Origin of the sequence: Kribbella orskensis (assembly GCF_004342085.1) — a bacterium.
In the GTDB taxonomy this organism is placed as follows: Bacteria; Actinomycetota; Actinomycetes; order Propionibacteriales; family Kribbellaceae; genus Kribbella; species Kribbella orskensis.
In genome coordinates this window covers 1-21,871 of the sequence record NZ_SLWM01000050.1, presented here as the reverse complement: position 1 = coordinate 21,871, position 21,871 = coordinate 1, and the positions used below count along the sequence as shown (strand labels likewise).

18 protein-coding genes and 2 pseudogenes are annotated in these 21,871 nt (G+C 67.4%); 11 read left to right on the top strand and 9 right to left on the bottom strand.

Annotated elements, in window-relative coordinates; all coding sequences use genetic code 11:
• Positions 1-231 precede the first annotated feature (231 nt).
• Both EV644_RS43740 and EV644_RS43735 read left to right on the top strand, forming a co-directional pair.
• The gene (locus EV644_RS43740) at positions 232-930 is read left to right on the top strand and encodes a hypothetical protein (RefSeq protein ID WP_132191120.1); all 699 of its coding nucleotides are present in this window, start codon (positions 232-234) and stop codon (positions 928-930) included.
• Positions 931-1,185: 255 nt separating this feature from the next.
• On the top strand, positions 1,186-1,689 hold the full coding sequence (locus EV644_RS43735) for a sulfotransferase-like domain-containing protein (RefSeq protein WP_132191121.1): 504 nt from the start codon (positions 1,186-1,188) through the stop codon (positions 1,687-1,689).
• Between the two features lie 216 nt (positions 1,690-1,905).
• Here EV644_RS43735 and EV644_RS43730 read toward each other — a convergent pair whose 3' ends face one another.
• On the bottom strand, positions 1,906-2,289 hold the full coding sequence (locus EV644_RS43730; protein ID WP_132191122.1) for a hypothetical protein: 384 nt from the start codon (positions 2,287-2,289) through the stop codon (positions 1,906-1,908).
• Positions 2,290-3,136: 847 nt separating this feature from the next.
• On the opposite strand from EV644_RS43730, the pseudogene EV644_RS48255 reads away from it, so the two are divergent.
• Both EV644_RS48255 and EV644_RS48250 read left to right on the top strand, forming a co-directional pair.
• A pseudogene (locus EV644_RS48255) lies at positions 3,137-5,704 on the top strand (PHP domain-containing protein); the annotation flags it as partial.
• Positions 5,695-5,844, top strand: a pseudogene (locus EV644_RS48250) (IS1380 family transposase); the annotation flags it as partial. The pseudogenes EV644_RS48255 and EV644_RS48250, both read left to right, overlap by 10 nt.
• A gap of 183 nt (positions 5,845-6,027) precedes the next feature.
• On the opposite strand, the gene EV644_RS48065 reads toward EV644_RS48250, so the two are convergent.
• Positions 6,028-6,315 carry a MarR family winged helix-turn-helix transcriptional regulator gene (locus EV644_RS48065; RefSeq protein ID WP_199240386.1) on the bottom strand — a complete coding sequence of 96 codons (288 nt, stop codon included), beginning with the start codon at positions 6,313-6,315 and terminating at the stop codon, positions 6,028-6,030.
• Between the two features lie 237 nt (positions 6,316-6,552).
• On the opposite strand from EV644_RS48065, the gene EV644_RS43710 reads away from it, so the two are divergent.
• The 3 genes from EV644_RS43710 to EV644_RS43700 all read left to right on the top strand — a co-directional run bounded on the left by EV644_RS43710 (position 6,553) and on the right by EV644_RS43700 (position 9,461).
• Positions 6,553-6,801 (top strand): hypothetical protein, encoded by a 249-nt coding sequence (locus EV644_RS43710; protein WP_132191123.1) that lies wholly within the window; start codon positions 6,553-6,555, stop codon positions 6,799-6,801.
• A complete protein-coding gene (locus EV644_RS43705; protein ID WP_132191124.1) occupies positions 6,791-7,264 on the top strand; it encodes a nitroreductase/quinone reductase family protein in 474 nt (157 codons plus the stop codon). Before EV644_RS43710 ends, EV644_RS43705 begins: the two co-directional genes overlap by 11 nt.
• Before the next feature lie 892 nt (positions 7,265-8,156).
• Positions 8,157-9,461, top strand: coding sequence for a tyrosine-type recombinase/integrase (locus EV644_RS43700; protein WP_158293117.1), 1,305 nt, complete (start codon positions 8,157-8,159; stop codon positions 9,459-9,461).
• Positions 9,462-9,473: 12 nt separating this feature from the next.
• Here EV644_RS43700 and EV644_RS43695 read toward each other — a convergent pair whose 3' ends face one another.
• Positions 9,474-10,865, bottom strand: a complete 1,392-nt coding sequence (locus EV644_RS43695) for an acyl-CoA dehydrogenase family protein (RefSeq protein ID WP_241998723.1) — start codon at positions 10,863-10,865, stop codon at positions 9,474-9,476.
• Positions 10,866-10,976: 111 nt separating this feature from the next.
• On the opposite strand from EV644_RS43695, the gene EV644_RS43690 reads away from it, so the two are divergent.
• The 4 genes from EV644_RS43690 to EV644_RS43675 are packed head-to-tail and all read left to right on the top strand — an operon-like array spanning position 10,977 to position 15,307.
• Positions 10,977-11,813, top strand: coding sequence for a TetR/AcrR family transcriptional regulator (locus EV644_RS43690; protein WP_132191126.1), 837 nt, complete (start codon positions 10,977-10,979; stop codon positions 11,811-11,813).
• Positions 11,810-13,087 carry an acetyl-CoA C-acetyltransferase gene (locus EV644_RS43685; RefSeq protein WP_132191127.1) on the top strand — a complete coding sequence of 426 codons (1,278 nt, stop codon included), beginning with the start codon at positions 11,810-11,812 and terminating at the stop codon, positions 13,085-13,087. Before EV644_RS43690 ends, EV644_RS43685 begins: the two co-directional genes overlap by 4 nt.
• Complete coding sequence (locus tag EV644_RS43680; protein ID WP_370451453.1) at positions 13,084-14,448, top strand: 3-oxoacyl-ACP reductase; 1,365 nt, start codon at positions 13,084-13,086, stop codon at positions 14,446-14,448. Before EV644_RS43685 ends, EV644_RS43680 begins: the two co-directional genes overlap by 4 nt.
• A gap of 1 nt (position 14,449) precedes the next feature.
• On the top strand, positions 14,450-15,307 hold the full coding sequence (locus EV644_RS43675) for a MaoC/PaaZ C-terminal domain-containing protein (RefSeq protein WP_132191128.1): 858 nt from the start codon (positions 14,450-14,452) through the stop codon (positions 15,305-15,307).
• A gap of 88 nt (positions 15,308-15,395) precedes the next feature.
• Here the strand turns inward: EV644_RS43675 and thrS are convergent, their stop codons facing one another.
• The 6 genes from thrS to EV644_RS43645 all read right to left on the bottom strand — a co-directional run bounded on the left by thrS (position 15,396) and on the right by EV644_RS43645 (position 21,633).
• Entirely contained in the window at positions 15,396-16,658 is a 1,263-nt protein-coding gene (gene thrS, locus EV644_RS43670; RefSeq protein ID WP_255511346.1) for a threonine--tRNA ligase, read from the bottom strand.
• Between the two features lie 136 nt (positions 16,659-16,794).
• Complete coding sequence (locus EV644_RS43665; RefSeq protein ID WP_132191130.1) at positions 16,795-17,724, bottom strand: RNA polymerase sigma-70 factor; 930 nt, start codon at positions 17,722-17,724, stop codon at positions 16,795-16,797.
• On the bottom strand, positions 17,721-18,653 hold the full coding sequence (locus tag EV644_RS43660) for an NAD-dependent epimerase/dehydratase family protein (protein WP_132191131.1): 933 nt from the start codon (positions 18,651-18,653) through the stop codon (positions 17,721-17,723). The genes EV644_RS43665 and EV644_RS43660 overlap by 4 nt, the downstream gene beginning before the upstream one ends.
• A gap of 98 nt (positions 18,654-18,751) precedes the next feature.
• The gene (locus EV644_RS43655; RefSeq protein WP_132191132.1) at positions 18,752-19,519 is read right to left on the bottom strand and encodes an SDR family NAD(P)-dependent oxidoreductase; all 768 of its coding nucleotides are present in this window, start codon (positions 19,517-19,519) and stop codon (positions 18,752-18,754) included.
• 129 nt (positions 19,520-19,648) lie between these two features.
• Positions 19,649-20,488, bottom strand: a complete 840-nt coding sequence (locus tag EV644_RS43650; protein WP_132191133.1) for an acyl-CoA thioesterase — start codon at positions 20,486-20,488, stop codon at positions 19,649-19,651.
• Positions 20,489-20,718: 230 nt separating this feature from the next.
• Positions 20,719-21,633 (bottom strand): proteasome assembly chaperone family protein, encoded by a 915-nt coding sequence (locus EV644_RS43645; protein ID WP_132191134.1) that lies wholly within the window; start codon positions 21,631-21,633, stop codon positions 20,719-20,721.
• Positions 21,634-21,871 lie beyond the last annotated feature (238 nt).

Below are 21,871 nucleotides of genomic sequence, written 5' to 3'. Positions count from 1 at the left end.
GCCGAAGCCGAAGCTGACTACTATGCACGAACCCGTGACGACCAACCGGTCGCTCACACATAACCGAGGGGTGCATCAAACCCAGGACGGTTCAAACTCCGAACCGCCCTCGCCCGCGCACACGGCGACCTCCGTGCCGCCACCTCACCAGGCCGGCGAAGTGTCGATACTTGAAGCGTCTGCTATCAGGTGCAAGCTGGGTGAAGAAATCGGGCATCTTGAGGAGTGACGGTGTCATCATCTCGCGATACGGACGAGTTCCTGGCGAACCTCGACTACGGCCAGAGATGGGTGGAGGCCGAGTCCTACGTGGCGAGAGAACTCCACATCGAACTCGACGAAAACGCACACCTTGGGGATGACTGGGTGCTCACACCTGACGAGGTGAGACTTGCGGGATGCCAGCGCATCATCGACTCCTCACCCGGCCCTGCTGTTCTTGAGGTCCTGGTGGCTGCCCTGCGGACCTCCTACCACTTGCAGCGAGTGCATGCGATGCTGACACAGATCGCGGCACCCTCCGCCGACAAGTGGCGAAACGGTGACCGTGGCTATGCCAACCGCGACTTGCTGCGTCGCGTTAGCCAGACCTACCGATACGGCGTGAAGGCTGCAGACCTCGACTTCGTACTCGAGATGTGCAGCGAACCAACCTTCGCGCCACAGGACCCAGACGACGGCGAAGATCTCCGGGCATACTGGTTCGATTCCCTGGCCAAGATCAAGGACCCCAGAGTCGGCGCCTTCTGTCGCACCATCATCCAGGAGGACCTCGGACGTTGGTCCGACTTCCGACTCATTGACGCGCTGCGGGCCGCGGCCAAGTCATGGGAACCCTCTGATGCCGAGGCCTTCAGCCGCATAGCTGCAGAGCACCCCGACAGCTGGATCAGGCAGAACACGAAACGCATCCTCGAACGACACGCGTGACGTTCGCAACGCCCGACCGCGAATGAGCGGTGACCACGTGACAGACACTGTCCATGACGCAAACCCCCAGGTCACCGTTCAATCCCAGAACCTGAGCTTAAGGGAAAACATGTTCTAGTCGGGCCGGCAACGTGGGGAGGTCCTCCGGCCGCAGGTCTGGGCGCAACGCTGGGAGTAGGCGTTGGCCGAACTGTGCCGTGTTCCTCCGGGTAGACCCGCTAGCCTCGTCCGGTGGCCAACGGTTCGCTGCGATTCATGATCGATGCTGATCACGGGCAGTTCTACCTTCAGGACTTCCCAGCGTACGACGACTGGATGGCCACGCACGCCATGGATCCAAACCTGCCACCGGCCGGCTGGACCCACGAGGCAGTCCACATCCATCGCATCGGCGTGGAAGCCCACTCGATCTCGGTCGGCACCGCACGCGATGACCTTGTCGAATCACTGATCAACGTCCACGCGTCCGCGCCCGTACTCGAGCCGTCGGCTGAGCACGTCGTGGAGGCCGACCTCGACGTTCCCAACGGTGAACTGACCGTCTACAGTCCCGGAGTCGATCCTGCCGAAGGTCCGACTCTGACGGTGCCTGCCGTGCTGCTACGCGCCCGGGTTTCCTATGTCCCCTCCGAACCCCCGGACATCGTCACCAATGGCGGTCCGGGCGATCACTTCTTGTACCGGATCGACCTCTGGCCGACTGGCCAGGCCCGCGAAGTCGCCATCCTCAGACAGGGTCCGGATCCCTGGGCGGGGTAGAACGTCACCCGCTCCTCGCCGCTCGATGGACGCATCATGTGTCCGCACCGGTTCCGAGGATGAGGAGGTCTTCCGGCCGCCGGTCTGGGCGCAACGCTGGGGATAGGCGTTATCCGACAGTGCAGTATTCCTCGAGCGGCGTGCAGTGCTCTGCGGCTCAGGCCAGCTCCCAACTTCGCTCCTGATCCTCGTCGAGTGGCAGGACCGGCAGACGTGTCAGCAGGTCCGCCAGCACGTCCTGATTGGTTTCTTCGAGAGCCCCGGCAGCGTGTCGAAATCGGCCAGGCTGACGTCAACCGAGAACAGCCAATCGTTCTCTCCTTTGCCGAGAACCGCTGCGTTGCACCGGAGAACCCCAGGCGACGCGTAATTGTGCGGCACAAGGATGACGCGTTCGACCGTCGCATGATTCGCCGCCAGCCAAGCCGGCCTGCCGTTCGCACCGCGACCGGCTGCGGTGTTCTTCGCCATGAGTTCGTCCAGCCGATTGACGGGGATGTCCTTGAGTTCGGCGAGCAGCGTGTCGTCGCGCCGATCCCCGGAGCCAAGCACCGACAAGATCGCTCGCCGTGCACATCGCACCAAGGACAGCGCAGTCACTCTCGTCACCCCTTCAAGTTCCGGACGTAGATCCGAGTGTCCCACTTGATCCCCTGGTGAGCCGGCGATGCCGCCCGTCTGAGGAGCTCCAGGCGTCGATGATTACCCTCCATCAACGCATCCGAGTTCGAAGCACCTGGCCACATAGTCGGTCGCTCGTTGCCACGTGCTCCCGTGTTGGCTGCCACTGCCCAACGCAAACCGCAGAAGGCCGGCCTCTGGATCTGCGGCGGTCCTCTTCAATTCGATGACCTCGTAAGCAGTGATGTCGGGCCCGTTCAGGGCGTCCCGTACCGCCGGGAGTACCGACAGGGCCAAATTGTCCAGATCCTTGCCCTGCCGTGGAGGAACCACGAGCAGAACCACCCTGAGCGGTACACGCAGCGGGGCAAGTATCGGGAACCGGTCAACCATGCCCGCCACGTCCTTGCGAACTGCAGCCGTGAACTTGCGCCCCAGCCACAGATCGACCTGCCGAAGCCCCGGAGGGACTCGCAGCCGCAGTCCTACCTCACGTCGACCGCGTCAACCCAGCCGGTACCCGGGCTCGAATGTATGCAGCGGTCGTCACCCCAGCCGAGGATGCTGACGCAACCGAACAACTGGCCGCCCTTCTCGGGCGCGGTCGCAAGTCCGCCTGCGGACCCGATTCGGGCCGCGCCAGCCACGTCAAGTTCGACGGTCGCGGTGGCCTGCTCCCCCGTCATGGACACCGTCCACGACGCAACCTCCCAGGTCACACCCCGAGAATCATTTTCAAAGCTTAAGGGAAACATGTTCTACTGACCGGGAGTGGAACTGGCCACCCCTCGCAGAGTGGTGTACGGACGGTCTGGGAGGTGGCGCGGTGGGTTACCAGAACCCCCCGATCCGCTGGTCGGAGCTCGAGCAGAAGCTGTCCGACCGCTCACGCCCGGACTCGCACGGCGGCCGCCCGGTCGAGGCCGATGGCGGCGACTCCCCCGCCTGGAGTCAGCACCGCGGACCGTACGTTCCGCCGGCCGACGACAAGCCACAGCCGCCCGAGGGCGAGGTCGTCCCCTACGCCGAACTGCACGGCCACTCCAACTTCAGCTTCCTCGACGGCGCCTCCTCCCCCGAGCAACTGGTCGAGGAGGCCGTGCGGCTCGGTCTGCACGCGATCGCGCTGACCGACCACGACGGGTTCTACGGCTCGGCCCGCTTCGCCGAGACCGCGGCGTCCTACGACGTCACCACCGTCTACGGCGCCGAGCTCGCCCTCGGCCTGACCGGTCCCCAGAACGGCGTCGCGGATCCCGAAGGCTCGCACCTGCTGGTGCTGGCCGAGCGGCAGGACGGCTACCACCGGCTGTCCGGAGCGATCACCGAAGCCCACCTCGCAGGCGGGGAGAAAGGCCGGCCGATCTACGACCTGGAAGACCTGGCCGCCCGCGGCCGCGACCACTGGCTGATCCTGACCGGCTGCCGCAAGGGCGCCGTGCGCAGTGCTCTCACCAGCGCTTCATCGATCGCTGCCGGCGTCGACGCCGCGCGGCGCGAGCTCGACCAGCTGATCGCGCTGTTCGGCCGGGACCGGGTCGTGGTCGAGCTGATCGACCACCGGATGCCGACCTCGTCGACCGAGAACCGCGCCCTGACCGAGCTCGCCCAGGCCGCAGGGCTCCCCACGGTCGCGACCGGCAACGTGCACTACGCCACCACGCGCGACCACAAACTCGCCTCGGCGCTCGCCGCCGTCCGCGCCCGCCGCAGCCTGGACGAGATGGACGGCTGGCTACCCGCCGGCCCCTCAGCATTCCTGCACTCCGGTGCCGAGATGGCCGCCAAGTTCAGGAACTTCCCCTGCGCCGTCGCCCGGTCGGTCGAGCTGGCGCGACATGGCCAAGGCCCTCGGCTACTCCGTCGGACAGCAAGACGCCTGGTCGAAACAAGTCGACGGCTGGTCACCCGAGATCACCTCGACCGACCACGACATCCCCTCCCCCGTCGTCGCGCTGGCCGGCGAGCTGCTGAAGTTCCCGCGGCACCTGGGGATCCACTCCGGCGGGATGGTCCTCACCGAACGGCCCGTGGGCGAGGTGGTGCCGATCGAGCACGCCCGGATGGAGAACCGGACCGTGCTGCAGTGGGACAAGGACGACTGCGCCTACATGGGCCTGGTGAAGTTCGACATGCTCGGCCTCGGGATGCTCGCCGCCCTGCAATACACGATCGACCTCGTCGAAGACCGCCTCGGCGAGAAGTGGGAACTCCACACCATCCCCAAAGAGGAACAAGGCGTCTACGACCAGCTCTGCAGAGCCGACTCCGTCGGCGTCTTCCAGGTCGAGTCCCGCGCCCAGATGGCCACCCTCCCCCGGCTGCGGCAGCGCGGTTCTACGACCTCGCCTGCGAGATCGCGCTCATCCGCCCCGGCCCCATCCAGGGCGGCGCCGTGCACCCCTTCGTCCGGCGGATGACCGGCCAGGAACCCATCACCTACCCGCACCCGCTGCTGGAACCGGTCCTCGAGCGGACTAAAGGCGTCCCGCTGTTCCAGGAACAGCTCATGCAGATGGCGATGGCCGTCGGCGGCATCGACGGCGACGAAGCCGACCTGCTGCGACGCGCGATGGGCTCGAAACGCGGCATCGAGAAGATCTCCTCCCTCAAGGCCAAGCTGTACGAAGGGATGGCCGGCAACGGGATCACCGGCGACACCGCGGACGCGATCTACGCCAAGATCGAGGCCTTCGCGAACTTCGGGTTCGCCGAATCCCACTCGATCAGCTTCGCCCTGCTCGTCCACGCCTCCACCTGGTTCCGGCTGCACTACCCCGCCGCGTTCCTCGCCGCGCTGCTCCGCGCACAGCCGATGGGGTTTTACTCCCCGCAATCGCTGGTCGCGGACGCGAAACGGCATGGCGTCGAAGTACGGCGTCCGGATCTGCAGCGCTCCGGGGTGAACGCCGAGCCCGAGGACCTGGTCGACGGCCAGCACACCGGGCCAAGCGGGATGGCGTCGTGCCTGACTGACCCGCAACCACCGATCGGCCCGTTCGACCCCGATGCCCCCGACACCTGCACTGAGCACCGACGCGACGGCGCCTATGCCGTCCGGCTCGGGCTGGCCGGCGTGAAGACCATCGGCACCAAGGACGCCGAGCGAATCGTCGAACAGCGCCAGCTGCACGGCCCGTACACCGACATGGCCGACCTCGTCCGCCGCACCGGCCTCACCACACCCCAGATCGAAGCGCTAGCCACCGCCGGAGTCTTCGACTGCCTCGGCCTCGACAGGCGCCAGGCCCTGTGGGAGGCCGGCCGGGCCGCCGAAGAACGCCCTGAACGGTTCGCCGGCGTCACCGTCGTCGGGCCACCCCCGACCCTGCCGGGAATGAGCGATGACGAACTGACGATCCAGCACGTGCGCGAACGCCTCACCGCCGAAGGCGACCGCTCTCCGGCGCCCAACTGCGCCTCACCGACCCCCGACGGTTGCGGATCACCGCGGTCGCCACCATCACCGCCCGCGGACAGCTCGCCGACCTTGAGTTGCGCCACCGCCGCCGGGCCGGCGCAGAAGGCCACATCTGAGCAGCCAAGCCGCACAACTTCGCGCGGACTCACTAAAGATCCGTGCTCCCGCAGCGCCGCCGAAAGGAAGTCCACGCTGGCGTTGACCAGCGGGCGCTGGTCAACGCCAGCGAAGAGCAAGCTCTCCCATTTCTTCTATCTTCCTCCCCGTCAGGCGGTGGTCACGCGGTGAGGTCTGGGTCAGTCCAGCGACGTGTCGCTGAGCGACGTCAGACGAATAGCAGCGTCGGGGTGGGTCTCACCGATCTGATCCAGTAGGTCATGCAGCAGGTGACGGAGATTCTCGAACTCATCGGGACCGACCAGCTGAGCCCATCGGGTCTCGATCAGGTCCCCCGCACCCGCTGCGACCGGCTGTACTGCCTTTCCCCGTTCGGTGAGTACGACCAGCGGGGAGCGTCCATCGCGGGGGTTGGGGCGCCGCTCGAGATAGCCGGCCCGCTCGAGCTGTTCGACAGATTGCGCCATGGTCTGTTTGCGGACGCCAGCATGGCTGGCGAGTTCACGAACCTGGATACCCTCCGGCGGGACGAACGGAAACACCTTCGCATCCCCAGATCGGATGTCGCCGAAGCCGGCTTCAGCGAGGGACGTCTCGATGCCAAGGGTGTATTCCCGATGCAGCAGGCGCAGGAGCGTGCCCGCCTGCCTGCACCGTTACATGCATAACAACACACAGGAATTCGCTGACGGAAGGAGTCGATCATGGCGAGCGAGACGAGATCACGATCGAACATCGAGATCGTTCGTGAGTACGCGCAGAGGGGCTTCAACCAGCACAATCCCGACGTGACGTCGCAGTACCTAGCCCCCGAGGTGAGGTGGCATGGCCAGACCCTCGGAACGGAGCGCCAAGTCGGTGAGACTGGCCAGCACGGGGGCGGGCAGGCGCTCGGTGCCGGCAGCGGTCGAGCTCTTAATCGTGACAGAGGAGACACGCGCCATGAGCTTTGAAAAGACCCCGAGCGGGACCCACGGCACCCGTGCTCCGTCTGGGTCAAACGCGTTCACGCGGTTCATCGGCCGCATGATGACCAAGTCCCATCGACGCAACGGGGACAGGTTCATGGGCATGGACCTGCTGTACCTGACGACCGTCGGTGTCAAAACGGGGCAGAAACGGCAGAACCCACTTGCCCGCTTTCCAGACGGTGACGGCAGCTGGCTGGTCGTCGCATCGTTGGGCGGGTCAGCGCGCAACCCCAGCTGGTATCACAACATCGCGGCGCATCCCGATCAGGTCTGGATCGAGGTGGCCGGTGATCACTTCCGGGTGACCGCTGAGCAACTAGACTGGGAACCTCGCGAGGTAGCGTGGCAGCGGATCATCGACAGCCAGCCCCGCTATGCCGGCTACCAAACCAAGACGGACCGTGTTCTGCCGATCCTCCGGCCGTCTCCCGCCCAGAACCCCTGACCGCCACTCTCGGCAGGCGCCCACTCAGGACAGTCGCCGGCGGGCCTTGCCCGGTCCGCAGGTCGGCGGGTTGAGCGTCGGCGGCGGGCAGGGACGCGGTGAGGTAGGCGGTCTCGCGGCTGGTTTGCCGCCGAGGGTGGGGTGATCCGCACGACTTGCAGGGCGTCGGGAACGCGATCCCGCCGGGATGTGCAGAGTGACGGCTTTGGACGGTACGGTTTCTCCATGGCCGCGGTCGCGGCGCTGGTCCCGAGCCGGGATCTGCGCCCAGGGCAGAGCCTTGAGCTGGGCGAACAGGGGGCTGTGCGGCGTCGGAGGTGGCGCGCGGTCGGCCGGGAATGGGCCGACAGCCTCGACGTCTCGGAAGCTGCGAACGCATGCTTTTACGCATGGTTTTCGGCGCGAATCGATGAGTCATCACGCTCAAGGCTGAGAGGTTTCGCACGACCAAAGCGCAGGTCAAATGCTGCTCTTGGCAAGTGCCGGCAATGGACAGGTCTCCTCGGCTGGTAATCAGCGGATACCAGGTTCGAGTCACCGCTGGCCGCTGAGCACGAGGCGTGTGGTTGGCCCACGGACGACCTTTGTGTCGAGGATCTGCATGGCGTGTGGGGTGTCAGCGACGGTGCGCTGACCACTGTTCCCCACTCTCGCGGAGCCATCGCACGGGCCGGAGCATCTCCGGACCAAGATGCGTGGATCAGGCACCTCTCCATCCGCGGTTGTCTTCAGTCCGCGCGACAGTTCGGTCATGCCGGGTGAGCGTCGAGCTTCACGGCTAGCCGGTCAGGGTTCCTTCTGCAAGCCGCCCAGACGTTGAACCTCAAGGTTTGGCAGTCGACTGGAAGGCGTGAGGGTGATGGCTTATGTGAAAGATCTGTGGACCCATCCCGTGAAGCAGGCCGATGGCACGGTCGTGCGGGAGCGGAGCAAGAGGTGGGGACGGGGGAAGCGGTGGATGGCTGGATGGCTGGAGCCAGAAGGGAACGAGCGAACGCAGGTGTTCCGCACCAAGGTGGCTGCCGAGCGCCATACGGCGGCTATGGAGACAGATCGGGCGCGTGGGGAGTACATCGATCCGAACGCTGGCAAGGTCCGGTTCGAGGTGGTTGCCGAACGGTGGCTGAGGTCACGGGTGGTGGATCCGGCCAGCGCGATTAGGTACGAGTCGTCTCTGCGGCTACACGTTGCTCCGGTCTTTGGGCGGCGGCAATTGAGGAGTATCAAGCCGTCGGAGATCGCCGGGTGGATCGCGGATCTCGACGCGCGGTTCGGATCATCGACGGCGCGTACCGCGTTCATTGTTCTGCACGGGACCTTGGAACTCGCGGTCGACGACGAGTCGATCAAACGGAATCCGGCCAAAGCACGAGTCGTGAAGGTCCCAGCGGAGAAGACCGGGAGGGTCGTCGCGTGGAGCGATGAGACCGTGTTCAGGATCGTCGAATGCCATCCACCGTTGTACCGGCCGATCGCGTCCGTCGGCGCGGCATGTGGGCTACGTCAAGGCGAGCTCTTCGGACTTGCCACGCAAGACATCGACTTCGCCGAGATGGTCATCCACGTACGGCGGCAGGTGAAGAAGCTAGGCAGGGACTTCGTGTTCGCGCTACCGAAGAATGACACCGAGCGGACAGTGCCGATGCCTGAATGGACGGCGCTGGCACTCAAGGAGCACATCGAGGCAGCCAAGCCCCGGCCGTACACCCTGCCTTGGGAGAAGCTGGACGGGAAGCCGCTGACGGTGAAGCTTCTGTTCCGGTGGACTGACGACAAGCACCTCCGCGCTCGCACGTACGACGAGCTGGTCTGGAAGCCAGCTCTCGCCCAGGCGGGGGTAATCCCGATGCCGAAGAAGGACGCCCGCGGCAGGCGTCACTACAAGACCAACCGCGACACCGGCATGCACGCGCTGCGGCACTACTACGCGAGCATCACCCTGGCCGACGGCGTCAACATCAAAGAACTCGCCGAGTACCTAGGTCACGGAGACCCTGGCTTCACACTCCGCCTGTACACCCACATGCTCCCGTCCTCCCACGAGCGGGCGCGCAAAGCAGTGGATGCCCGGCTAGCTCGCCTCTTCTCCATTCCTTCTCACGGAACTGTGACGGAACAGGCCGCCGACCGCTCCCCTATTCACACCTGGGACCGGGACGGCGGGCCGCACCTCGAAGACCCTGGAATGGGCCTCTGACCTGCGGAAACGTCAGCGGATGCGCATGCCGGAGATGGCTCGGGAGATGACCAGGCGCTGGATCTCCGAGGTGCCTTCGAAGATGGTGTAGATCTTTGAGTCTCGGTGCATGCGTTCTACTGGGTATTCGCGGGTGTAGCCGTTGCCTCCCAGGATCTGGATGGCTTCTTCGGTGGCCTTGACCGCGACCTCGGACGCCTTGAGTTTGGCCATTGAGCCTTCGCCGTTGCGGTAGTCGGGTTGCTGGCCGCGCATCAGGGCCGCGGACATGAAGGCGGCTCGCCAGACGAGGAGACGGGCGGCGTCGATCTCGGTGGCCATGTCGGCGAGTTTGAAGGCGATGCCCTGGTTGTCGATGATCGGGCGGCCGAACTGCTCGCGGTCCTTGGCGTAGTCCAGCGCGAACTCGTACGCCGCTCGCGCGATGCCGACCGCCTGGGAGCCGACGATGTGCCGGGTCATCTCGAAGGTCGCCATCGAGGCGTTGCCACGTGAGGCCGAGCCGTTGTTCTCGCGCGCCTTCGCCAGCCGGGCGTCGAGCTTCTCCTTGCCACCAAGGACATTGGCGGCCGGGACCCGCACGTTGTCGAAGAACACGTCCGCGGTGTGCGACGCCCGCAGCCCGTGCTTCCTCAGCTTGGTCCCCTGCTCCAGCCCGCGAACCTCGGACTTCGGTACTACGAACGCCGCCTGGCCCCTGCTGCCGAGTGACGGGTCGACGGTGGCGACGACCACGTGAATGTCGGCGATTCCACCGTTAGTGGCCCAGGCCTTCTGCCCGTTGATCACCCACTCGTCGGTCTTCTCGTCGTACGTCGCCTTCGTGCGGATGGCGGATACGTCCGAACCGGCGCCGGGCTCCGACGAACAGAAGGCGGCAACACGAACGTCATCGGCGGTTCCGTAGCAACGAGGCAACCACTGGCTCCACTGCTCGGGCGTGCCGTTGGAGAAGACGGCGGAGCTCGCGAGCCCCGTGCCAACGAGTGACATCCCGATGCCGGCGTCACCCCAGAAGAGCTCCTCCTGGACCAGCGGCATCAGCAGGCCGGACGGGTCGATGAAGAGGTTGATGCTGGCGTCCATGCCGTAGAGGCCGATCTTCGCGGCCTCCTGGATCACCGGCCACGGGGTTTCCTCGCGCTCGTCCCACTCGGACGCGGCGGGCCGGATCACCGAGGCGGCGAACTCGTGCGCCCAGTCGCGGATCTCCCGCTGCTCGTCGTTGAGGTTCAGGTTGAACGTCTGCCACTCCGGCTTGGACCGCTCGGCCGCAAGCTCGCCCGCCAGACCCATCACGTCCACCGGCACCGGCGCTGGGCCGCCGGCAGCAGGCGCAGTACCAGCGGCAGAGCCGGCACCGCCGCCGGCCGCGGCTGGGTTGGTCGACGAAGACTCGGTCATGGTCATCGATTCCTCCGGAGCGAGCTGCAGGGTGATCGTTCGGCAAGGATGTTACCCACGAGTGTAACTATCGTTTGCACCGAGGGGTACCGGTGTGACTAAGATCGGTGCATGAGCTCCGCGCTGCTCGCGATCGGACGCCGCCGGACCACGGCGGAGCGTCGGCGCGACCGGGAGCGGGACATCATCCGCGCCACCCGCGAACTGTTCGACGAGCGCGGCACGATCGACGCCCAGATCGACGACATCGCCAAGCGCGTCGGCATCAACAAGGCGCTCATCTACCGGCACTTCGCCGGCAAGGAAGAACTCTTCGCGCTCACCCTGGTCGACTACCTCGGCGAGCTGGATGAGCGACTGCAGGCCGTGGACGGGCCGCGCCGGGCGCCGATGAACCGGTTGCGCTCGCTCAGCGAGGTCTTCGTCGACTTCTGCCTGGAGTATCCGGCCTTCGCGGACTGTGCGATGAGCCTGCTCCGGCGGACCGGCGAGGAATTGTTCGGCGAGATCACCGAGCCCGTGATGACCAAGCTCGGTACTGCCATGGCCACCGCGCTCGAGCGGATCTCGGCCATCCTGAAGGCCGGGCAGAAGGCGGGCGTGTTCGACGAGGTCGACACCGACTACCTGGCCAACCACCTCTACACCCAGACCCTCGGCGCGATGCACATGGCCCGGATGGGCCTGATCGTGTCCCGCACCGGGCCGGGGCCGGACAAGATCCCGGGCCACCCGGTGGTGCACCAGGCCGACATCGCCACCGTCCGGTCCACCGCGATCACCGCGACCCTCGCCACCGCGGTCGGCCGCCTCGCCTTCGCCGGTACCAGGCCGACCAGGTCCGCCACAAACGGCCAGGCCGGCATCACCGCAAACGGCAAAGCCGGCAAGACCGTCAAGGCCACCGCCCGGCGCTCCACCTCACGAACAGCAGGAGAGAACCCGTGACCGAGACCCGCAAGGTGGCCGTTGTCGCCGGCAACCGCATCCCCTTCGCCAGGCAGGACAAGACGTACCGGCACGCCTCCAACTCCGACATGCTCACGGCCGCCCTCAACGGCCTGGTCGACCGCACCGGACTAGGCGGCCAGGAGTTGGGCGAGGTCGTCGCCGGCGCAGTACTGAAGCACGCACGCGACTGGAACCTGGTCCGCGAGGTGGTCCTCGGATCGAAGCTCGCGGCCACCACCCCGGCCTACGACATCCAGCAGGCCTGCGGCACCGGTCTCGAGGCGGCGATCCTGGTCGGCAACAAGATCGCGCTCGGCCAGATCGACGCAGGCATCGCGGGTGGTGTCGACACCGCGTCCGACGCGCCGGTCGCGGTCAACGACGACCTGCGCAACATCCTGCTCGACCTCAACCGCGCCAAGAGCCTGCAGGACCGGCTGAAGGTGCTCACGCGCGTCCGGCCGAAGGCGATCATCCCGGAGATCCCGCGCAACGCCGAGCCGCGGACCCGCAAGTCGATGGGCGAGCACGCCGCCCTCACCGCGCTCGAGTGGGGCATCACCCGCGAGGCGCAGGACGAGCTCGCGTACCGCTCCCACATGAACCTGGCCGCGGCGTACGACCGGGGCTTCCAGGACGACCTGATCACGCCGTACCTGGGTCTCGAGAAAGACCAGAACCTGCGGCCTGACACCACGGTCGAGAAGCTCGCCAAGCTGAAGCCGGTCTTCGGCAAGGGCGAGACCGCGACGATGACGGCGGGCAACTCCACTCCCCTGAACGACGGCGCGTCCACGGTGCTGCTGTCCACCGACGAGTGGGCCGCCGAGCACGGGCTGCGCCCCCTGGCCTACCTGACCCACTCGCAGACGGCGGCCGTCGACTACGTGAAGGGCGCCGAGGGCCTGCTGATGGCTCCCGCGTACGCCGTACCGCGGATGCTGGCGCGAGCGGGTCTGACCCTGCAGGATTTCGACTACTACGAGATCCACGAGGCGTTCGCATCGCAGGTGCTGGCGACCCTGAAGGCCTGGGAGGACCCGATCTTCTGCAAGGAACGGCTCGGCCTGGACGCCCCGCTGGGCGAGATCGACCGGTCCAAGCTGAACGTGAACGGCAGTTCGCTGGCGGCCGGGCACCCGTTCGCCGCGACCGGCGGGCGGATCGTGGCCGCGCTGGCCAAGCAGCTGGACGAGAACGGCGGTGGCCGTGGCCTGATCTCGATCTGCGCCGCCGGTGGCCAGGGCGTCGTCGCCATCCTCGAGAAGTGAAGAAGCAGGAGCAACTGATGACGGACCGCTACCAGACTTTCACCCGGACGCCGCTGGGCCGGACGCTGGTCAAGAACCTCGGCCTGCCCGACCCGACCCCGCTGCCGCGCTGGACCGAGGGCTCGTCGGTGATCGACGGGCCGGTGGTGTTCGGCGCGATCACCGAGACCGACACCGGCAAGGCGATCCAGGCCGTGCTGCGGGACATCGGAGCCACCTTCAGTACCGCGGCCGAGGGCGTCGCCTCGAGCGAGTTGCGCCCCAAGGCCCTCGTGTTCGACGCGACCGGCGCAACCTCCACCGCGGATCTCACCTCGCTGCAGCGGTTCTTCTCCCCCGTCATCCGCCAGCTCGGTACTGCGGGCCGGGTGATCGTGGTCGGACGGACTCCGGAGCTGTCGGCGACTCCCGAGCAGCAGGTCGCGCAGCGTGCGCTGGAGGGATTCACCCGGTCGCTCGGCAAGGAGGTGAAGCGCGGAGCCACGGTCAACCTGGTCTACGTCGCACCTGACGCGCACGACCAGCTCGACTCGACCCTGCGGTTCTTCCTGTCGCCCAAGTCGGCGTACGTGAGCGGCCAGGTGGCCCGGATCGGTACGGGTCCGCTCGTCGGGAACGGCCCGGCCGCGCCGCTCGCGGGCAAGGTCGCGCTCGTCACCGGAGCGGCCCGGGGTATCGGGGCCGCGATCGCCAAGACCCTGGCTCGCGACGGAGCCACCGTGCTCGGCGTCGACGTACCGCAGAACGCCAACGACCTGCGCAAGGTGATGTCCTCGATCGGCGGCAGCGAGTTGCTGCTCGACGTCACCTCGATCGACGCCCCGCAGCGGATCGCGGCGGCCGGTGCGGAGCTCGGCGGCCTCGACATCGTCGTCCACAACGCCGGCATCACCCGGGACAAGCGGCTCGCGAACATGCGGACGGACGCCTGGGACGCGGTGCTCGACGTCAACCTGCGCGCGCCCGAGCGGATCACGGCGCAGCTGCTGGAGTCGGGCGCACTGAACGATGGTGGCTCGGTGGTCGGCGTCGCCTCGATCGCCGGGATCGCGGGCAACAACGGCCAGACGAACTACGCGACTTCCAAGGCCGGTGTGATCGGTCTGGTCCAGTCGCTCGCGCCGCGGCTTGGCGATCGGCAGATCAGGATCAACGCGGTTGCACCCGGGTTCATCGAGACCGAGATGACCGCGAAGGTGCCGTTCGCGATCCGTGAGGTCGGCCGCCGGATCAACTCGCTGCAGCAGGGCGGGCTGCCCGTGGACGTCGCCGAGACGATCGCGTGGTTCGCGGATCCGGCCTCCGCGGGAGTTACCGGCAACGTGGTCCGCGTCTGCGGCCAGAGCATGCTCGGCGCGTGAGATGCCCACCCGACGGTACGACGACACCCCCGGGTTCGGCTCGCTCTACGCCCGCACGGTGAAGGCGACCTTGCGCAAGGCGGAGTACGAGCCCGACACCGACGGCCTGACGCTGGAACTCCCGCACGCGGCGATCGACCAGGACCACCTCACGGCGTACCGGGACGTGACGGGGTTCAGCGCGGGACCCGCCCTGCCGGTCACGTATCCGCACGTTCTGGCGTTCCCGCTGCACCTGGACCTGATGTCGGACCCGTCGTTCCCGTACAAGCCGATGGGGATCGTCCACCTGGCGAACACGATCACCCAACTGAAGCCCTTGCCTATGCACGCGGACTACGCGATCCGCGTGCACAGCAGCCCCGAGCGGCCGCATCCGAAGGGCACCATTTTCGACGTGCTCAGCGAAGTACGGGTGGACGACGAGGTGGTGTGGACCGACTCGACCACCTTGCTCAGCCGGTCGTCGGGCACACCGTCCGCGCACGCCGATCTACTGCCTGACCTTTCGCTGGAGCCGTCGGCGTTCTGGGACCTGCACGGCAACCTCGGCCGCCGGTACGCCGCCGCCTCCGGTGACCGCAATCCGATCCACCTGTGGAAGCTCTCGGCGCAGGCCTTCGGGTTCCCGCGCCAGATCGCCCACGGGATGTGGGCGAAGGCGGCCTCGCTCGCGTCGATCCAGCGCGGCGGCGGTCTGCCAGACGCCTACACGGTCCGCGTCGACTTCCGGAAACCGCTGCTACTCCCGTCGCGAGTCCAGTTCGGCAGCCAGCGGACCGGCGAGGGCGTGGACTTCGCGCTCTACAACGACGACCACACTGTCACCCACCTCGTCGGCCAACTCCAGCCCCGCTGACCGGACGTCCAGGCCATCAATCGCGGCCTCCCCGGGCTGCGGCATGCTCGGCCCCGGGCTGGGCGCGCGCACTTGATGGCGTGGAGGTTCACCCCCTCCCCAACGGATCAGCGCTCGCCGCGAGATCCCGCAGTACTGCGGACGCTGGTGCCGCGGGGTGCTGGCTTCCGTCGCGGTCGCGGATGGCGATCTCGCCGGCGGCAGCCTCGCGTGCTCCGATGACCGCCAGATGCGGGACCAGCCGGTTCTCGCGAATCCGCGCGCCCAGGCTGCCCTCCTCTGCGTACGCGATCTCTGCTCGAAGACCGAGGTCAACCGCCTGACGAAGAACCTTGGCGGCGGCTTCCTCCTCCTTGTCAGAGATGGGGAGTACGAGGAGCTGGACCGGGGCGAGCCAGGACGGGAACGCACCGCCGTGTACTTCGATCAACTGGGCGACGGCCCGCTCGATGCTGCCGACGATCGCGCGGTGCACCATCACCGGGCGATGCTTGTTGCCATCGGCACCCATGTACTCGAGCGCGAACGCGGCCGGCTGGTGGAAGTCCACCTGAATGGTCGACAGGCTGGACTCGCGACCGGCCGAATCCTCGACCTGGATGTCGATCTTCGGCCCGTAGAAGGCGGCCTCTCCAGGCGCGTCCTCATAGGCGATTCCCGCACCGTCGAGGACATCCCTCAGCAGGCCGCAGGCTCGCTCCCAGCTCTCGGCGTCCCCGACGTACTTGCTGGCCGGATCGCCGAACTTCGCGTCCTCGGCAGGCAGCGACAACAGGTAGCGGGAGGCGCTGATGCCCAGGTCGCGATAGGCCTGGTTGATCAACGCGAGCGCCGCACCAGCCTCTTCGGCGACCTGGTCGAGGCTGCAGAAGATGTGCCCGTCGTTGAGCTGGATCGCCCGAACTCTGGTCAACCCACCGAGCACACCGGACAGCTCCGAGCGGTACATGCCGCCGAGCTCCGACATCCGCAGCGGCAGTTCGCGATAGCTGTGCGCGCGCGATCGGAACATCAGCGCGTGGTGCGGACACAGGCTCGGCCGCAGCACCACCTGCTCTCCCCCGACGTCCATGGGCGGATACATATCCTCGCTGTACTTCGCCCAGTGGCCGGAGATCTCGTAGAGCTCGCGCTTGCCGAGCACGGGTGAATACACCTGCTGGTAGCCGGCCCGTCGTTCGACGTCGACGATGTACCGCTCGATCGCCTGCCGGATCGCCGCACCGGCAGGCAGCCAGTACGGAAGACCGGCACCGATCAGCGGATCCGAGTCGAACAGGCCGAGCTCCCGGCCGAGCTTGCGGTGGTCGTACATGTGAACACTCCTCAGATGGTCGAGACGAGTGCCCACACGACGAAGCCCCGGGGCACTCGCCCCGGGGCTTCGATCAACAGTCAGCTGTCAGCGCGCCGGGACAAACTCCGACGTCGTCGTCACCATTACGCGCTTGATCATGATGAATAAGTTAGCAGACGAGGGAACCGATTTATTCCGAGTCGGTGGGACGGCGGGCCTGGATCGCTTCGCGGAAGGCCGCCCAGGGGTCCGCCCCGGGACCCACATGGCCCAGCTTGTCGGGGTTGTTCACTGTGCGGATCGTCTGGACCTGGCCGTCGAGAACGTCGAGCGCCCAGGTGCTGAGGACCTTGCCGTCCCGGTCGCGGAAGATCGCACCCGGCTGGCCGTTCACCTCGTGCGGCTCCACCTTCGCTCCGATCCGAACGAACAGCGAGACGAGCCTGGCGAGCACCCGGGCCACGCTCTCGGTACCGCTGAAGCGGTCGGCCCATTGCGGGGCCTTGCCGCCACCGTCGGCGACCAGCTGGACGTCGGCGGCCAGCAACTCGGTCAGCCCGTCGACGTCCCCGTCCCGGAAGGCGTCGAGGAATCGCCCGGCGAGCTCCTCGCGCTCGGTTCGGTCGGCATCGAACCGGGGTCGGCCCGCGTCCATGTGGCGGCGCGCTCGTACGGCGAGCTGGCGGCACGCCGCCTCCGAGCGCCCCACCGCCGACGCGACCGCACCGAAGTCGAATCCGAACACCTCCCGCAGGACGAAGACCGCCCGCTCGAGCGGGCTGAGCCGCTCCAGCAACAACAGGGCCGCCATCGACAGCGAGTCGGCCAGCTCCGCCGAACGCGCCGGATCCTGGTAGGGGTCGGTCAGCAGCGGCTCCGGGAACCACGGCCCGACGTACTCCTCCCGCCGGACGCGGGCCGACCGCAGTACATCGATCGAGATTCTGGTCACCACGGCCGACAGAAAGGCCTTGGCCGAGGCGGGCTGTGTCGGGGAGGCCTCGTAGCGCAGCCAGGTCTCCTGAACCGCGTCCTCGGCCTCGGCCACACTGCCCAGGATCCGGTAGGCGATCGAGAACAGCAGCGGCCGCAGGTCTTCGAACTCCTCGGTGCGGGTCATGCCAGCTCAGCCTTGAATCCCTGCCGCCACGAGGAGTACCGCAGCTCCCAGCCGAGCTCCCGCTTGGCTTTGGCGTTCGAGAAGCCACGCCCTTCGGTCATCATCATCACCGCCACCTCCCCGGCCAGCGGTCGCGCCAGCCAGGTGGGGACCCGCATCGGCCGCTTTGCTCCCGCGCACGCGGCCAGGTAGGGCAGCCACTCGTTGGCCGGGGCAGGTTCGTCGTCGACGATGTTGAACACACCGCTGGCCTCCTTCTCCACGGCCAGGACGGTAGCGCTCGCCGCGTCGTCGAGATGCACCCATGAGCAGTATCCGGCGCCGCCCCCGACGACCGGGAACTGCCGCTTGCGCACGGGCTCGGCCAGGTCGTCGGTGGCCCCTGGCCCGTAGAACCAGCCGTACCGCAGTACTGCGCCGCCGGCCTTGACGACCACGTCCTCGACGTGGCCGATCGCCTTCATCCCGGGTTCCGCCGGCGTCCCCGTCATCGGGTCGATCGGGTCCTGCTCGGTCTTCACCCAGCCGCCCTCACGGATGCCGTTCCAAGCCGCGTAGCTCTGCGCGACGAAGTTGGTCACGCCGGTCGCCTCGGCGGCGGCCAGCAGGTGGTCCGTCCCCTCGAGGCGCAGCCGGTTGGTGCCGGCGAACCACTGATCCATGTGCTTCATATCGGGTTTGCCGGCATGCGCCACGGAGATCGCGGTCATCTGGTGCACGATCACCTCTGGCCGCGCCTTGGCCACCGCCTCACCGACCGACAGCGCATCCAGCCCATCCATCACGACCGCCTCGGCGCCCAGCTGCTCCAGCAGGCCCAGCTTGGCCGCGCTCGTCGTCGTCGCCGTCACCTGGTGGCCACGGGCAACCAGCTGCGGCACCAGCCGCCGCCCCAGAACCCCGGTCCCACCAGCCACGAACACTCGCATGACCATCACCTTTCCATATCTCAGAAACTGCCTTCCGAACCCGAGACGAGACAGCCCTCCCAGCTGTGACATCAGGGCGGGCATCACCAGGGCCGGCATCACCAGGGCAGGGGGCCCTCCGCGCTGAAGAACCCGGCGGTCGGTCCATCAGCGCCGAGTGTGGCCAGGCGCACCAGGACCTCGGCGCCCTGCGCGACCGTGAGGAACCCGGTGTGGTTGTTGCTGTCCGTGTCGACGTAGCCGGGGGCGACGGCGTTGACGAGGATGCCGTCCTTCCGCAGCTCATTGGCGTACTGCACGGTCAGCGCGCTCAGCGCGGTCTTGGACGGCGAATACGCGGCCGACGACAGCAGCGATGCCAACGGGCCGTCCGGGTCGCTGGTGATGGTCAGCGACGCGGCATGACTGCTGACGTTGACGATGCGCGGCGCCGGCGACCGCCGCAGCAGCGGCAACATGGCGTTGGTCACCGCGATCACGCCGAAGACGTTGGTCTCGAACACCGCCCGGACCATGTCCAGGTCGACGGAGCTGGGGACCTGATCGTAGGCATCCTGGGGCGAGACCTGCCCGGAACCGGTGATGCCGGCGTTGTTGATCAGCACGTCGAGGTGACCGAAGCGCTCCTCGACCTGCTTCGCGGCCTCCTGCACGGTGGCCGGGTCGGTCACGTCCAGGGTGACCGCGTGCACGTCGCCGCCGGCCGCGCGCAGCGCCGCAGCAGCCTCCTCGCCGCGCCGCGCGTCCCTGGCGCCGATCAGGACCGTCATACCCAGCTCAGCGAGTTGCTCGGCAGCCCCACGGCCGATCCCCTTGTTCGCCCCGGTAACCAGCGCGATCTTCTGGTGTGTGGTCTTCTCACTCATGACCAGTTCCTTGCTGTCAGGTGGTGTGTTCTTCTCAGAACCTGTCTTCGACACCCGAGACGAGACAGCACGGCCACCTGTGACATGCGGCGGTGGGTGGATCAGGCGAGGCACCTCGCGGGTCTGGAACTAGTCGTCCAGGTCCAGGCCGACGGGGCGGATCAGGCCTTCCTGGGCTACTGAGGCGACCAGGCGACCGTCTTGGCTGAAGAGGCGGCCGGTGGCGAACCCTCGGGCGCCCGAGGCGGACGGGGAGACCTGGTCGTACAGGAGCCACTCGTCGGCGCGGAAGTCGCGGTGGAACCAGAGGGCGTGGTCGATGGAGGCCGGCTGGATGCGGCGGTCGCCGATGATGATGCCGTGTGGGAGCAAGCTTGCCCCGAGCAACGTCAGGTCACTTGCATACGCCAGAACGCAAGCATGCAAGGCCGGCTCGTCCGGAAGCTTGCCTGCAGCCCGGATCCAGAACTGCCGCCCGGTGCGCCCGGCCAGCCGTACGTCGAGCGCGGCCCACTCCTTGTTCCAGTCCTCGGCCTTGCGCCCTGAGGCTGCCTCGAAGACCGACGCGAGAGTCGGCGCCTCGTCCGGCGGGACGAGGTCCGTCGGCATCGGGTCCGAGTGGTCCAGCCCCGGCTCCGGCACCTGGTAGGAGGCGGACATGTAGAAGATGGTCTTGCCGTTCTGCGACGCGACCACCCGGCGGCTGCTGAACGACCGCCCGTCGCGGATCAGCTCGGGCCTGTAGACGATCGGTACCGAGGTGTCGCCCGGGCGCAGGAAGTACCCGTGCAGCGAGTGCACGATCCGCTCGGGATCCACCGTACGGCTGGCCGCCACCAGCGCCTGGCCGAGCACCTGCCCGCCGAACACCCGCTGCGCGGAGGTCTGCGGTTGCCGGCCACGGAACAGGTCGACGTCGATCATCTCCAGGTCGAGCAGCTCGACCAGGTCCTCCAGCGACTCGGGCATGTCTCATCCTGACAGCTTCAGCCGTTCCGACGGGTCACCCGGGCGGCGGCGGACCGGCGTACGGGGTGTGGTTGTCGTCACCTCGGCTGTTTCGGTGAGCTTTTCGGTCACACCCGGTAGCTCGGTGAACGCTCAGCCATCAAGTCACCCACTACGCCCCACGGCCTGACAGCGAACAGCAACGCCCGAAGAACCCTGAGGCTCTTCGGGCGTTGCTGTTGGATCGCGGATCAGTTGTCGTCGTCGCGGTTCAGCTCGGCGAGGAACTGCTCGACCTCGGCGCCGAGCTCCTCGGCCGACGGCGTCGACCCCGCCAGCAGACTCCCCCGGCTGACCGAACCAGCCGCGGCGTCGTACTGCGTCTCGAGGGCGTTCACCACGGCGGACGCATCCTCAGAGGCCTCCACCTGCTCGTCCACCAGGCGACCGGTGACGGCAGCCTCGTCGAGGAGCGCCTTGCTAGGGAGCAGCAGGCCGGTCGCCGCGGAGATCGCGTGCACCAGGGCCAGCGCAGCGCCCGGGAAGCGGTTCTCGGCCAGGTAGTGCGGCACGTGGACCGCGAAGCCCATCGCGTCCTTGCCGGCCTCGCCGAGGCGGACCTGCAGCATGGTGGCGGCGCTCGCCGGGAGGCGCATCTCGCCGTCCCAGATGTTCGACCGCGTCACCAGCTCGGGCCGGGTGGCGTGCGCCGTGAGGCCCAGCGGCCGGGTGTGCGGAACGCCCATCGGGATGCCGTGAACGCCGACCGTCAGCGTGACGTTGTAACGCTCGATCAGCTGCCGTACTGCGCCGGCGAACCGGTTCCAGTGGTTGTCGGGCTCGACACCCTCGAGCAGCAGGAACTCCACGCCGGCGTCGTCCTTCATCAGGTGAAGGGACAGCTGCGGCGGGGTGTAGTCGATGAACCGGTCCTCGGCGAACGTCACCTCGGGACGGCGGGCCCGGTAGTCGTGCAGCAGGTCCACGTCGAACCTGGCCAGCAGGCGGTTGTCCAGCACCTCCAGCAAGTGGTCGGCGGTCACCCGGCCCGCCTGCCCGGCGTCCATGAACCCGTCCAGCGAATGCACCAGCACCTTCGGCGTCGCCGCCGGGCCGGTCGCCACCGACTCGTCGACGATCTCGTAGAGGTCGTCCGGTCGCAGCATCTTCGTCTCCTTCTCACTGGCCAACAGGCGGGTAGGCCCCTCTATCCTGCCTTCTCCAGTGAGAACGTCACCTCGCCGGGCAGTAATTCCGCTCCGCGAGATCTTTTCTCGGTACGCCGCTCGCTGCCGGGTTGTCCGACCGATGGCGCCTTACAGAGCCTGTTGGGGAATGGTTTTGGCTGGCGGAGGTCAGGGGTGTTGGTGGGGCTGTGGGTGTTGGGGCCCTGGGGCCGGGGCC